This window comes from Bifidobacterium sp. SO4, from assembly GCF_018555355.1.
GTDB classification, from domain to species: domain Bacteria; phylum Actinomycetota; class Actinomycetes; order Actinomycetales; family Bifidobacteriaceae; genus Bifidobacterium; species Bifidobacterium miconisargentati.
The window spans coordinates 18,917-31,281 of the sequence record NZ_JAFEJP010000011.1; the positions used below are offsets into that span (position 1 = coordinate 18,917).

A 12,365-nucleotide genomic window follows, 5' to 3' on the forward strand; every position below is an offset into this window, starting at 1 on the left:
GGGCGCTTCGTTGGGGCGCATACATAGTGAGGGTTAAGTGCGCGCGAGGCGTACGGGTGGGTGGTTGGGTGGATGGGCGACTGGATAACGCCATCGGGTCAGCGACTCGTGGCCGTGGGCCCGCCAAGGCTGCCGCATGATGAGCATGCGCCTGACATGTGCGCGCCAGACCAATAGCGTCGGTATGCGCTCCGCGGCCTCAGCCGCCTTCTGCCGGGAACGGCGTCGACGTATCAGGCCGAAAGGAACGCCTGATACTGCTTGGCGGTTTCGGCCAACGCCTCGTCGGAAAGCTCCATCGCGCCGAAGACCACGAAGGGCTCGCGCCAGGCGGCGTGTACGTAACGGGCCATCATGCGGTAGGGCGACAGCACTTCGTGCATCGTGGCGCCGTTGTCTTCCGGCTGGTATTCGCTTTCCGGGCCGCCCGCGGTGGTGGCCACCGTGATTTCCTTGCTCTCGAGCGCCTTGCCGTCCGGCCCGTATGCCCAGCCGAACGCCAGCACCTGATCCTCCCATTCCTTGAGCAGGGCGGGGGAGGAGTACCAGTAGAGCGGGAACTGCAATACGATGCGGTCGTGCGATTCGATGAGCCGCTGTTCTGCGGCGACGTCGATCCTGCCGTCCGGGTACTGTGCGTATTCGTCGCGCACGGTGACCTTGTCTGCGGACAGTTCCTGCGCCGCGGCCATCAACGTCGCGTTGGCGCGGGACTTGCTCATGTCCGGGTGAAATACCAGTACCAAAGTCTTCATGGGGAACCTTTCTGCCTTGTGGGTCGCGAATGCCGATGATGAGGCGACATTGCCGCTCCTATCGTACTGCCATCGATATGCCGTTTCGCGCAGCCGTGCGCAACCGCGGCTGTTGACCATGCAGTCCGGCATGTGGTCAGCAATATGGACACCCCTGTGTCGCGGATTAGCGTAGGGCCCATGGTCGTATGGGATTCCGCGCAATACCTGCGCTTCAAGAACGAACGCACGCAACCCTCGCGTGATTTGGCGATGCAGCTGCCTCCCGATGACGGCAGTGTCAAGCGTGTGCTAGACATCGGCTGCGGGCCGGGCAACAGCACCGCGGTCCTGCGCGAACGCTACCCGCATGCGGAGATCCTCGGTATCGATAATTCTCCGGAGATGATCGATGCCGCACGCAAGGCCCATCCCGATATCGACTTCGCGCTATGCGACGTATCGCAGCCGGATGAGCTCGCCGCGCTGCCGAACGACTTCGATGTGGTGTTCTCCAACGCATGCATCCAATGGGTGCCCGACCATGAGCGACTGATCCCGGAACTGCTTGCGCGCCTGAAGCGTGGCGGCATGCTGGCCGTGCAGACGCCGATGAACTACGAGGAGCCGATCCACCGCATCATCGCCGAAATCGTGCACTCGCCGGACTATGCGGATCGACTGCCGCAGCAGCGGGAATTCTATAATCTGACACCTCCTGATTATTGGGAATTGCTGCGTGAACACGCGGCAAGTTTCCGCATGTGGAAGACCTCGTACATGCATACGTTGCCTTCGCATGAAGCGATTATGGATTGGTACCGCGGCACGGGGCTACGCCCATATCTGCAAGCGCTGCCGGATAATGAGTCGCGCGCGAACTTCGAGGCCAAGGTATTCGCCCAAGTGCGTGAAGCCTACCCAATACAGTCGGACGGCAGCATCATCTTCCCGTTCCCGCGATTCTTCTTCACCGCAGTGAAGTGATGCGGGTCGGGTTTCGGCAGCGGTTGCGGGTCGCGGGAAGGCTCGTGCAAGGAAAGGAAAGCTTGTGATTGCTTCGCATCACAATCGGGTGGTGATCGTCGGAACCGGCAGCGTGGGTTCGGCGGTGGCCAGCGCCATCGTGGAGCAAGGATTATGCAATGAGCTGGTGCTCATCAACCATAATCCGGATAAAGCAAAAGGCTTGGCTATGGATTTGGCCGACGGCTCCGAATTCCTCGGCCGATTCATCACCATTCGGGCAGGTGACTGGGATGATTGCGCCAGCGCCGATGTGGTGGTCATCACGGCCGGGCCGAAACCGAAGCCGGGCGAGACCCGTATGCAGGAGCTCGATGCGGCCATCGACATTGTGGATCCGATACTGAAGCACATCAGGGATTCGGGTTTCGATGGCATTTTGATCATGGTGTCGAATCCGGTTGACGTGTTGAGCTGGTTCGCGTGGCGGCGTACCGGTTTGCCGCGAGCGCAGGTGTTCGGTTCGGGTGCGGCGCTCGATACTTCCCGTATGAAAGCGATTATCGGCACAACCACGCATCTCGATCCGCGATTGGTATCGGGATATGTGATCGGCGAACATGGCGATTCGCAATTTGTGCCGTGGTCCACGGTTTCGTTCATCGGCAAATCGTTCGCGCAGTATTTGGAGGACAACCGCGACCGATATCCGGGAGTCACGCTTGCCGGCATCGAAGAGCAGACTCGCAGGCGAGGCCTCGACATCAAAGGATTGCGCGGCGGAACCAGCTACGGTATCGCCGCAACCGTTGCCGGGCTGATTCGGACAATCCTGTGGAACGAACGTGGCGTCGTATCCGTGTCCACATTGATAAGCGGCGAATACGAGTATAGGGAACGGGATGTATTCCTTTCGCTCCCGGTTGCGCTCGATGGCAGTGGCGTGGGCGACTTCGTCGACCTTCATCTCAACGAGGATGAACTAGCAAAATTCCATGCTTCCGCGGCCGTGGTACGGGAACATTGCACGCTGATTGCCGACCGTTTGTGATGTGAGGCTCTCTGGTCATGCCGCTTGGCAGCCGGTATGGTAGCGTTCGGCGGTGGCGACGCCATGAAGCATCAGATCGGTCATGATGCCGGCCAGCACCTCGTCAGGCGCATCCATGTCGTTGAGCACCCACTGGTCGATGACTTCGCACAGTGCACCCGCCCAATAGCAGGCGGCATAGCGTGGGCCGATCTGGCAGCGGACGGCGCTGCGATTCATGCTCGCGCGCATCCGCTCGCGAATGCGGTTTCCTTGGCCTGCCTCAAGAATAAGCCGATACTGCGGCGCGATGCTGCGCACGCCGGCAAGCATGGCCAGCCAGGCCTCGCGGGTCTGCGTCATCGGGTCGTATCGCATCAGACTGTGATTGATCTGTTCGAAGATGGTGGAGAGGAACCCGTCTAGAATCGCCTCTTTCGAGGCGTAATTACGGTAGTAGGCATTGCGTGAGACACCGGCTCGTGTGGCGATGTCGGTGACGGTGATTGATTCGAATGGCTTCGTTTCCATCAGTTGGATAAGCGCGCCTTCGATGCATGCGCGCACAAAAGCGTTCGATTCCTCGTTATTGCGATGCAGGGTGGCAATTCTGCGGGCTTTGGTGCTATCGCCGTCTGCGAACTGTTGAGTTGATGCCCCGGTCTGAGGTGCATGCGCCATGTCACAGTTCCTTTCGTTCTGTCATCGCCGTGCCGAGATGCCTTGCGGCTGCCAAAGCTCGATGGCTATCGTCAATGATGTCACACTTGTTACATCATAATCGGAAAGGCGCAATCGATGGCCATGAGCACTGTGCAATCCATCAATACATCATCATCCGCGGGCAAAGTCATTCTGGTGACTGGCGCATCCAGCGGCATCGGCAAACAGACGGCGCTCGCGCTCGCGACTCAAGGGCATGCGGTCATCATGCACGGTCGCAATCCAAAGAAGACGCGGGAAGCACGTGATTGGGTCGAACGGCGCACCGGCAACCGCAACGTATACGCCCATGTGGCCGATTTGTCGCTGATGAGCGAAGTCGTACGATTCGCAAATGAAATCACCGTTACTTATGGGCGGCTTGACGTGCTCGTCAATAATGCAGGAGGGCAGTTCGGCTCCGAGCGAGAAGTCACGGCGGAAGGTCATGAGAAGACGTTCGCCATCAATACGCTTGCACCGTTCCTGCTGACCAATCTGCTGCTGCCGATGTTGAAACGCGGTGAATCCGCTCGTATCGTCACCGTGGCCAGTGAATCCTATCGTCAAGGTGGCCGGCCGATGCTTGACGACATTGAACTGGAGCGTCATTATTCAATGGTTCGCGCCTATGGCCTCTCGAAGTTGTATGTCTGGTGGCTGATGCGGCAGTTCGATGCGCGGTTCAAAGCGGCTGGTGTGCGCAACGTTACGGTGAATACCGTGGAGCCCGGATCGGCCGCCACCTCGTTGCAGCGCGAATCGCTGCGCAAAACACCTTGGATGTTGCCGTTGCTGGTGTTCTGGCTCCCGTTCGTACGCACCGCGCGGCATGGCGCGCGAACCAGCGTGGCGTTGGCCTCTTCGCCGGCCGTCGAAGGAGTGAGCGGCGAATTCTGGGGCAATATGCGACGCAAGCGCATCAATGCGAAATGGGTATCCGAGGAAGGTGAGCGTCGCATTTGGCGGTATTGCGCCGAAGTTTGCCGTCCGTATCTTGAAGGTGTTGATTTGACGTTGTCGTTGCTTTGATTTCGATGCAATAGATGCTGTATACGGGTCGGTTCATGCTTGGTTCATGCGAGGTGAACCGAATATGAAAACGGCTCCCTCGTGATCGAAGGAGCCGTGGAGGATGCAAGGAAAACCGCAGACTACTTGGTCAGGTAATCCTTGTAGTTCTTGACGGCCTCGGCCAGCGCCTCATCGGAGATGCCGAAGGAGCCGAAGGTCACGAACGGCTTGATCCAGGTGGCGTTGATGTGGTTGGCGGTGCCCTGGAACGGGACGAGCACCTGCTCGATCTTGAACTTGTTGTCGCCCTCCGGCTGGTACTTGGACTCCGGGGAACCGGTGGAAACGGCGACGCCGAACTCCTTGCCCTCGAAGGCGTGGCCTTCGGAGCCGTATGCCCAGCCGTGCTCCAGCACGTCGTCCTCCCAGGTCTTCAGCAGGGCGGGGGAGGAGAACCAGTACAGCGGGAACTGGAACACCACGCGATCGGCAGCCTCGACGGCGGCCTGCTCGGCCTTGACGTCGATCTTGCCGTCCGGGTACAGCGCGTACTCGTCGCGCACGGTCACGTTCTCCAGGCCCTCGGCGGCCTCGACCAGCGCGGCGTTGACGTGGGACTGGCCCTTCAGGGACGGGTGGAATACGAGCACCAGGGTCTTCATGTTGCCTCTCCTTTACGAGTGGGTGTTCACATGGCTCGCTGAGTAATATTGCAAGCCGGTATATCTCAAAATGAACTATAGGCGTAACGGTGGAGCAACCGGCGTATGGCGTGTCATATTCATCTCACAGCCGACGAATCTGACGAATCGCGGTCGCCGTATTGCTTGCGGTATATACCGGGAGAGAGCGCGAAGTGCTCGCGGAATCGTTTGCCGAAATAGCTGGCGTTGGCGAAGCCGCAGATGCGGGCGACATGGGCGATGCTGTCGTCGTCGGAGACAAGCTTTGCGGCCGCCTGCCTCAGCCGGTACGACAGCAGATAGTCCACGGGGCTGCTGCCGGTATGGGTTTTGAAGAGACGGTAGCATTCCGTCCTGCTGACCGAAGCGCTCGCCGCGATATCGTTCAAATCGATCGGCTCGCCATAATGCTGCTGGATGAACACGAGCATGACTCGCATACGCTGTTCGCGGCGCTGCTCGACACTCGGCGCTTCCGGGATGTCCCTTGTGGACAGTGTCCGGAGCAATTCCTTCCACAACGTGGCCATGTGCGTCATGTAGTCCAATGCTCGCATGGGATCATGCCGGCCGACCGCGGTGAGCGCTCGAATCTCCCTCAGCATGACGGCATCCCGTTCGGCGGTGAGTCTCAGCCCCGCGAACGGCTTGCTGGACACTGGCAGCACATGGTCGAGATAGATGGTACCGGCCGGTTGTCCCGAGAAGAACAGCGGGGAGACGGTCAAGCAGCTCATCACGGCACCCGGTGTGGGATGATCCGCCGAATGCGGCATTTTCGAATTCACGAAGATGCCATCGCCCTGTTGCAGTCGAATTGTATTCGAGGTGCCATGCGGGTGATAATCGCATGCGCCTTTCAGCATGAAAGCGAATTCGAAATCCGTGTGCCAGTGGATGTTGATCTCATGGCCGATGAGTGTATCGAAGTAATCCATACAGAAATGAATCGGTATGGACGGGTCGTCATAGCGGATGTCCTCCGAATAATCATCGTTGACGGGAACGGCCTTGTTCAGGGTATTGGCAGCATCTTTCGCGGCGAGCGACAGGACATGTGGAGGGCGTGATGGGGCGGGTTCGGCTGGCATGGTTGACTCCTTGCCTATTGCAACAGTGGTGGAAATATAATTGCATCTTCTGATTCAATAATAGTGAAAAATGGCCGTTATTTTGGTGGTGGCATGTTAAATCTGGAATTAATCTCATAGTACACATGGTTCAGAAAAGCCATGTCCGTAAAACATATCCCCGTACTTATATAGCGCCTGCATCCCGACAGAGGGCTGCGGGTGAGACAACCAAAGGAGATAATCATGCTGCAAGGAAACTGCACCTTCGAAATCAAAGACAACGTGCTGATCATGGAAGCGGAGCCGGGCAAGGACTACTTCGCCAATCCGGTCAGCGGGGAGGTCAAGGCGGACGCCGCATTTGCGTATACGACGATCGAGGGTGATTTCACCTGTCGCGCCAAAGTGCGGTTGGAACACAAAAGCCAGTTCGACGGTGCCGGCCTGTTCGCCTTCCAGGATGATACCCATTGGGTGAAGGCCTGCTTCGAACAAGGCGACTACGGATTCAAGTCGGTGGTCACGGTGATGACCAACGATCATTCCGATGACGGGTATGGCGTGACCATCCCGGGCGACTCCATCTGGCTCCAGCTGGCCCGTACCGGCGACGTATTCTCCATTCACTACTCGTATGACGGCGACTTCTACTACATGTCTCGTCTGGCGCGCATGCCATTCGCCAAGACGCTCCAAGTGGGGTTCGAGGCGCAGTCGCCTACCGGTGAAGGCGGCAAGCGATACTTCACCGATTTCACCATCGTGCGTGAGGGGCTGAAGGATCCGCGTGCTGGACAGTGAAGCCTGTGGGAAGCGCTGATCTGGGTATGCGTCGGTAAACCTGAGACGGGTTGGTTGGATCGTGGTGGCATAATCGAGCCAACCCGTCTCAGATTCGGGAGACGGAGTATGGGGCACGGACGAGGGAGGGGTGCTCGCGAGTGCTCAGCGTGCAGCGTTGCGGGCGGCGATGCGCTCGCAGAAGCCGGTCTTGTCCGCCTCGGTGATCGGCCGGAGCACACGGGCCGGGTTGCCGACCGCGACCACACCGGCCGGAATGTCGTGCGTGACCACCGAACCCGCACCGATCACCGAACCTCGGCCGATGGTCACGCCGCCGAGCACCGTCACGTGGCCTCCGAGCCACACGCCGTCCTCGATGACGATCGGCTTGGCCTGGCAGGCGCCGTTCTTACGCTCCTCGAAATCGAGCGCATGGTTGGTGGCGAACAGGCCCACCATCGGCGCGATCCACACGTAATCACCCAAGGTGATGGGCGCGTTGTCGAGCATCACGCAGTCGAAGTTGATGTAGGCGTGCGAGCCGATGGTGATGTTGCGGCCCATCTCGCAACGGAAATTCGGCTCGATGAACACGTCCTCACCCACCGCGGCGAACAGCTGTTCCATGATGGCACGGCGTTCGTCCTCCTGATCGTAATCGAGCCGGTTGTAGGCGCGGAACAGTTTCTTGGCCTCCACGCGCTTGCGTTCGATTTCCGGGTGCGAGTCCTCATAGACCTCGCCAGCCACCATGCGCTGCCATTCGACAAGTCCCTCCGGGGTGAGGTCCGCGGTGACGTCGTACGTGTTTACGGTCATAATCGCTCCTTTGCTTGGAATCGGTCCACCGTTGAAGCGACGGCATGGCATTGCCTTGCCCCGCTTGGTTCACGGCCTACTGTCATCGTAGTTTCCCGAAGTGCGCGCAACGCTTGGGGTGGCGGGTGATTGCAGTGCGATGGTTCCCGTTGCTATGACGATTGTTCCATTGCGGTTATGTATCGTGCGCGAATCCGTGGGCAATGGACGTGACGCGATATCACGGTTTTACCGATTTGTTATAGAAAAAAGGTCGCCGTGTGATGTGCTGAAAACTCAGTGCATCACACAGCGACCTATGCAAGAACTATTGCTGTAATCCTCACAGGCGGCACAGGGCAGCTGCGGCAAGGGTGGTGATAGTTGCGATAGTAATGGCGGCCATAAGAACTTCCTTCCTCTCTTTTCTAATAGCCGGAACCGGATACTAGCGCCAGGGGTCGAAAAGCAAAGTGGGCGTGTTCGATTGCCGGACGGAAAGAACATGGCATCGGCATCCATCCGATGATTCGAATCATGCCGATGGAATGGAATGTAACTATTGACTACGGACTGTTCTACCCGAACAATCCGTCAGAAGCGGTGCGGCGGTTCGTGGAAGCCATTACCGCTGTACGCTTGGTGTAAGTGCAGTGTAATTGTTGCTTCGGGTGAGCATTCACTTTCGTTGTTGCCGGCGGCGAACGACTGCAGACGTATATCGCGTATAAGGAGAGCACACTATGTCTCAGGAATTCACGTTCACCGTATCCGACCCTGAGGGCATGCACGCCCGTCCCGCTGGTCTGTTGGTCGCTAAGGCGCTGGAATACGATTCGAGCGTCATCGTCGACTATAGGGGTAAGTCCGTAGATGCCAAACGCATCTTCGGCGTCATGGGACTTGATGCCCGGCAGGGTGATGAGATCACTGTCAGGGTTGAGGGTAGCGACGAAGTCAAGGCTGCGGCCGAGCTCGAGCAGTTCCTCAAGGAGAACCTGTGATGAGAACGATACAAGGCGTCGGTGTATCGGCGGGTATCGCCATTGGCGCAGTCCGTGTGCTGGATACCGCGGACCATGCCGTAGAACGTCGCGTAGTTGATGATCCACAGGCTGAGGTCGAGCGTTTCCGCGCGGCCCGTGACGAGGCTGTCACCCAGCTGAAGCAGCTGCGTGACAAGACCGCGGCGGAGTTCGGCGAAGGTAAGGCGGAATTGTTCGACACCCACCAGCTCATGCTCCAGGACCCGGACTACGTGGAGAGCATCGAGGACCTGATTTCGCAAAGCAAAGTGAACGCCGAGTTCGCGGTCAACAGCACTGCCGAACAGTTCGCCGCCATGTTTGCCGCGATGGACAACTCGTACATGCAGGCGCGCGCCGCCGACGTCAAGGATGTCTCCCGCCGTGTGATCAACGTGCTCGAAGGCAAGCGTGGCGGAGCTGCGGCGGACGAGGAAGGTGGCGAGAGCCGGATCATCCTCGCCGAGGACCTGGCCCCCAGCGAGACCGTGCAGCTCGACCGCGCCAAGGTGCTCGGCTTTGTGACCGCCAAGGGTTCCGCGAACTCGCACACCGCGATCCTGGCCCGCACGATGGGCCTGCCCGCCATCATCGGCATCGGCGACGCCTTCGACCCGGACGACGACGGCCACACCGCGGTGATCGACGGCACCAGCGGACTGGTGTTCGTCGACCCGGACGAGGAGACTCTCGCCGAATACCAGGGCAGGAAAGCCAAGTACGAGGAGCATCTGCGTCTGCTGCAGGAGCTCAAGGGCAAGCCCACCGAGACCAAGTCCGGCCAGAAAGTCCGCCTGTACGCCAACATCGGCCGTCCCTCGGACGTGACCGCCGTGCTGGCCAACGACGCCGAGGGCATCGGTCTGTTCCGCAGCGAATTCCTGTACCTGGAGAGCGAGGACTACCCGACCGAGGAGTTCCAGTTCGAGGCCTATAGGGAAGTCGCGCGGAAGATGGGCGACCGCCTCGTCGTCATCCGCACGCTCGACATCGGCGCGGACAAGCAGGTCGGCTACTTCAATCTGGAGCATGAGGCCAATCCCGCGCTCGGCTACCGTGCCATCCGTATCTGCCTGACCCGGCCGGAGATCTTCAAGGTGCAGCTGCGTGCCCTGCTGCGCGCCTCGGTGTATGGCAATATCGCCATCATGCTGCCCATGATCACCTCCGTGCAGGAGGTGTGTGATGCCAAGAAGATTCTCGAAGAGGTCAAGGATGAGCTGCGCGGCGAGCACATCGACTTCAACGAGCACATCCAGGTGGGCATCATGATCGAGACGCCCGCGTCGGTGATCATGGCCGACGAACTGGCCGCTGAGGTTGACTTCTTCTCCATCGGCACCAACGATCTGACCCAGTACACGCTGGCATGCGACCGGCAGAACCCGAACCTCGGGCGCTTCGCCGACCCGCACTCGCCCGCCGTATTGCGCATGATCCGCATGGCCACCGAGGCGGCCCATCGTCATGGCATCTGGTGTGGCATCTGCGGCGAGCTCGGCGCTGATTTGAGCTTGACCGATACGTTCCTCGAGATCGGACTCGACGAACTGTCCGTCTCGCCCACCAGCGTCCTGCCTTTGCGCAACGCCATTCGCAACCACTGACTAGATACTCAAATACACTCATGGCCCGCACACCGCAACATATGTTGTGGTGGTGCGGGCCATTGTCGTACCTGCGGCTGCCGCGATGCCGCCGCGCCGTGTTCCAAGAATCGGACATAGCGCACCGGATGCAGACGGCATGTCAACGTCGATGATTATGGTCAGCAACTATGTGTTCTATGCGTTGCATGATGACGATGGCGCGATTCGCGCTGAAGCCTGCGATCTAACGGGTAAGTGGGCCCATGGCTGGGCCTTGGCATACCTGCCGAGCTGGTAGGTACGCCGTTGCGTCATATGCAAATCAACGTTGCGCGATATCGAGACGTACGACAATCCGTATCGTCCGTCCATCGCGCGTGAACAAAAGAAAGTTCAGAACACTTATATGTCTCACCAATTGTCGGAAGAATCGTCGTTGCCCGAAACCGAGACGATGGCCGGTTCGGCCACTGGCTCGGCCTCGACGCCGACGCCCGTGCCGCCTGCCGGATCCATGTCTGATCCATCCGAAACCGGATGGATGCGTCGTGCCGCACTGCTGCTTACCGGTCAGGCGTTCTCGTTGCTCGGCTCCAGCGTGGTTCAATTCGCCATCTGGTGGTGGATCGTGATGCAGACCCGCACCGGTTCGGCCATGCTGCTGGCCACTTTGTTCGGCGTATTGCCGCAGTCGCTGGTCTCGATTTTCGGCGGGCCGATGGCCGACCGCTACAATCGCAAAGCGCTGATTATTCTGCCGGACCTCATTATCGCCGGAGTGACGGTGTTGCTGTCCGTGAGTTTCGCACTCGACTGGGCGAGCCTGTCGCTGATTTTCGTGGTGCTGCTCATCCGTTCGGCCGGCGGCGGTATTCAGCAGCCGGCCGTGCAATCGTTTATCCCCGACGTGGTGCCGGCCGGTAAATTGTTGCGTGTCAATGCGATATTCGGCGTGATTGATTCAGCGAATCGCATTGCTGCGCCCGCTCTTGCTGCAGTACTGGTCAACTTGGTGCCATTGTGGGCGATTCTGCTGGTGGATGTGACCACTGCGGTGATTGGCGTGGGTTTTGTGGCTATGATTCGCGTGCCTCGCGCGATTGCGCGGAATAGTGCCGTGCAGGATAGCGCCGTGCGGAACGGTACTGTGCCGGACGGTACTGTGCCGAGCGATGCGGCGGAAGCACAGGGAAACGGCGCCACCGCCGGTGCCACTGGCTCCGCGGTCGCCGATCCCATCGCGGTCCTGCGCCGAACCTTTGCCGATTTGAAGGTCGGTCTGGCATACGCGATGCATCACCCGCACCTGAAAGGCGTGATTCTGGGCGATGCGCTGACCTGCTTGATGTCGGTCGCGCCGATGAACCTGACCCTGCTGCTCATGACCCGCGAATTCGACGGCATCAATTTGAACCTCGGATTCATGAACCTCACCACGGCATCCGACAAACTCGCCGCCAACGAACTCGGCCTGAGCGTCGGCATGCTGCTCGGTGGCGCGCTGATGTCCGCCATCGGGCCCAAGTTGCTGCGCAGAAACGTCGCGCAAATGTATGCCGTCGCATTGGGCATTGCCATGGTCGGCGTCACGGTTATCGGCTTGGGCGTTTCCCGTAACCTGCTGCTGTACCTCATCATTGATGTGTTGAACGGCGTTGCCTCGGCAGTCTGCGTCGGCCCGATGCGCACCGTGATGCAGTCCGAATCCGACGAGTCCATGGTCGGTCGCGTATTCGGCCTCGACACCATGCTGTCCACGCTCGGCATGCCGTTGGGCATGCTCATCTTCGCGCCGCTCGCTGACGTGATTCCGATTGCATGGGTATTCGTGGCAGGCGGTTTGCTGACGCTGCCGGTGGCCTGGTATGTGCTGATGCTGTCGCGCAAGGATGTGCCGGTGCGTGCTTGATGGGTGTCGGTTGGCAGCGGAATCACGGAATCGGATGTGAACGGACTTTGCCGTGATTC

The 12,365-nt window shown here is 59.4% G+C and carries 12 protein-coding genes; 7 read left to right on the forward strand and 5 right to left on the reverse strand.

Going from position 1 to position 12,365, the window contains the following annotated elements; all coding sequences use genetic code 11:
* Positions 1-233: 233 nt before the first annotated feature.
* Positions 234-755, reverse strand: a complete 522-nt coding sequence (locus tag JS536_RS07990; RefSeq protein ID WP_214356497.1) for an NAD(P)H-dependent oxidoreductase — start codon at positions 753-755, stop codon at positions 234-236.
* Positions 756-935: 180 nt separating this feature from the next.
* Here JS536_RS07990 and JS536_RS07995 point away from each other — a divergent pair, with 180 nt between their 5' ends.
* Both JS536_RS07995 and JS536_RS08000 read left to right on the forward strand, forming a co-directional pair.
* Positions 936-1,721 (forward strand): methyltransferase domain-containing protein, encoded by a 786-nt coding sequence (locus JS536_RS07995; protein WP_214356498.1) that lies wholly within the window; start codon positions 936-938, stop codon positions 1,719-1,721.
* A 64-nt stretch (positions 1,722-1,785) separates the two neighbouring features.
* Positions 1,786-2,751: an L-lactate dehydrogenase gene (locus JS536_RS08000; protein ID WP_214356499.1), complete on the forward strand. Its 966-nt coding sequence runs from the start codon at positions 1,786-1,788 to the stop codon at positions 2,749-2,751.
* A gap of 15 nt (positions 2,752-2,766) precedes the next feature.
* Here JS536_RS08000 and JS536_RS08005 read toward each other — a convergent pair whose 3' ends face one another.
* Entirely contained in the window at positions 2,767-3,411 is a 645-nt protein-coding gene (locus JS536_RS08005) for a TetR/AcrR family transcriptional regulator (protein WP_214356500.1), read from the reverse strand.
* A gap of 117 nt (positions 3,412-3,528) precedes the next feature.
* Between JS536_RS08005 and JS536_RS08010 the strand changes: the two genes are divergently transcribed.
* Positions 3,529-4,464 (forward strand): SDR family NAD(P)-dependent oxidoreductase, encoded by a 936-nt coding sequence (locus tag JS536_RS08010; RefSeq protein ID WP_214356501.1) that lies wholly within the window; start codon positions 3,529-3,531, stop codon positions 4,462-4,464.
* A 122-nt stretch (positions 4,465-4,586) separates the two neighbouring features.
* Here JS536_RS08010 and JS536_RS08015 read toward each other — a convergent pair whose 3' ends face one another.
* Complete coding sequence (locus JS536_RS08015; RefSeq protein ID WP_214356502.1) at positions 4,587-5,108, reverse strand: NAD(P)H-dependent oxidoreductase; 522 nt, start codon at positions 5,106-5,108, stop codon at positions 4,587-4,589.
* Between the two features lie 119 nt (positions 5,109-5,227).
* Entirely contained in the window at positions 5,228-6,220 is a 993-nt protein-coding gene (locus JS536_RS08020; protein ID WP_214356503.1) for an AraC family transcriptional regulator, read from the reverse strand.
* A gap of 225 nt (positions 6,221-6,445) precedes the next feature.
* Between JS536_RS08020 and JS536_RS08025 the strand changes: the two genes are divergently transcribed.
* Entirely contained in the window at positions 6,446-7,003 is a 558-nt protein-coding gene (locus tag JS536_RS08025; protein ID WP_214356504.1) for a DUF1349 domain-containing protein, read from the forward strand.
* A 144-nt stretch (positions 7,004-7,147) separates the two neighbouring features.
* Here JS536_RS08025 and JS536_RS08030 read toward each other — a convergent pair whose 3' ends face one another.
* Complete coding sequence (locus tag JS536_RS08030; RefSeq protein ID WP_214356505.1) at positions 7,148-7,804, reverse strand: sugar O-acetyltransferase; 657 nt, start codon at positions 7,802-7,804, stop codon at positions 7,148-7,150.
* A gap of 722 nt (positions 7,805-8,526) precedes the next feature.
* On the opposite strand from JS536_RS08030, the gene JS536_RS08035 reads away from it, so the two are divergent.
* From JS536_RS08035 to JS536_RS08045, 3 genes are all read left to right on the forward strand, one after another.
* Positions 8,527-8,787, forward strand: coding sequence for an HPr family phosphocarrier protein (locus JS536_RS08035; protein ID WP_214356506.1), 261 nt, complete (start codon positions 8,527-8,529; stop codon positions 8,785-8,787).
* The gene (ptsP, locus tag JS536_RS08040) at positions 8,787-10,415 is read left to right on the forward strand and encodes a phosphoenolpyruvate--protein phosphotransferase (protein ID WP_214356507.1); all 1,629 of its coding nucleotides are present in this window, start codon (positions 8,787-8,789) and stop codon (positions 10,413-10,415) included. Before JS536_RS08035 ends, ptsP begins: the two co-directional genes overlap by 1 nt.
* A gap of 496 nt (positions 10,416-10,911) precedes the next feature.
* Positions 10,912-12,306, forward strand: coding sequence for an MFS transporter (locus JS536_RS08045; protein ID WP_240544327.1), 1,395 nt, complete (start codon positions 10,912-10,914; stop codon positions 12,304-12,306).
* Positions 12,307-12,365: the final 59 nt, after the last annotated feature.

Coding starts and splice junctions, on each gene's coding strand:
- JS536_RS07990 (WP_214356497.1), bottom strand. CDS start 755: ATGAAGACTTTGGTACTGGTATTTCACCCGGACATGAGCAAGTCCCGC.
- JS536_RS07995 (WP_214356498.1), top strand. CDS start 936: ATGGTCGTATGGGATTCCGCGCAATACCTGCGCTTCAAGAACGAACGC.
- JS536_RS08005 (WP_214356500.1), bottom strand. CDS start 3,411: ATGGCGCATGCACCTCAGACCGGGGCATCAACTCAACAGTTCGCAGAC.
- JS536_RS08010 (WP_214356501.1), top strand. CDS start 3,529: ATGGCCATGAGCACTGTGCAATCCATCAATACATCATCATCCGCGGGC.
- JS536_RS08015 (WP_214356502.1), bottom strand. CDS start 5,108: ATGAAGACCCTGGTGCTCGTATTCCACCCGTCCCTGAAGGGCCAGTCC.
- JS536_RS08020 (WP_214356503.1), bottom strand. CDS start 6,220: ATGCCAGCCGAACCCGCCCCATCACGCCCTCCACATGTCCTGTCGCTC.
- JS536_RS08025 (WP_214356504.1), top strand. CDS start 6,446: ATGCTGCAAGGAAACTGCACCTTCGAAATCAAAGACAACGTGCTGATC.
- JS536_RS08030 (WP_214356505.1), bottom strand. CDS start 7,804: ATGACCGTAAACACGTACGACGTCACCGCGGACCTCACCCCGGAGGGA.
- JS536_RS08035 (WP_214356506.1), top strand. CDS start 8,527: ATGTCTCAGGAATTCACGTTCACCGTATCCGACCCTGAGGGCATGCAC.
- ptsP (WP_214356507.1), top strand. CDS start 8,787: ATGAGAACGATACAAGGCGTCGGTGTATCGGCGGGTATCGCCATTGGC.
- JS536_RS08045 (WP_240544327.1), top strand. CDS start 10,912: ATGTCTGATCCATCCGAAACCGGATGGATGCGTCGTGCCGCACTGCTG.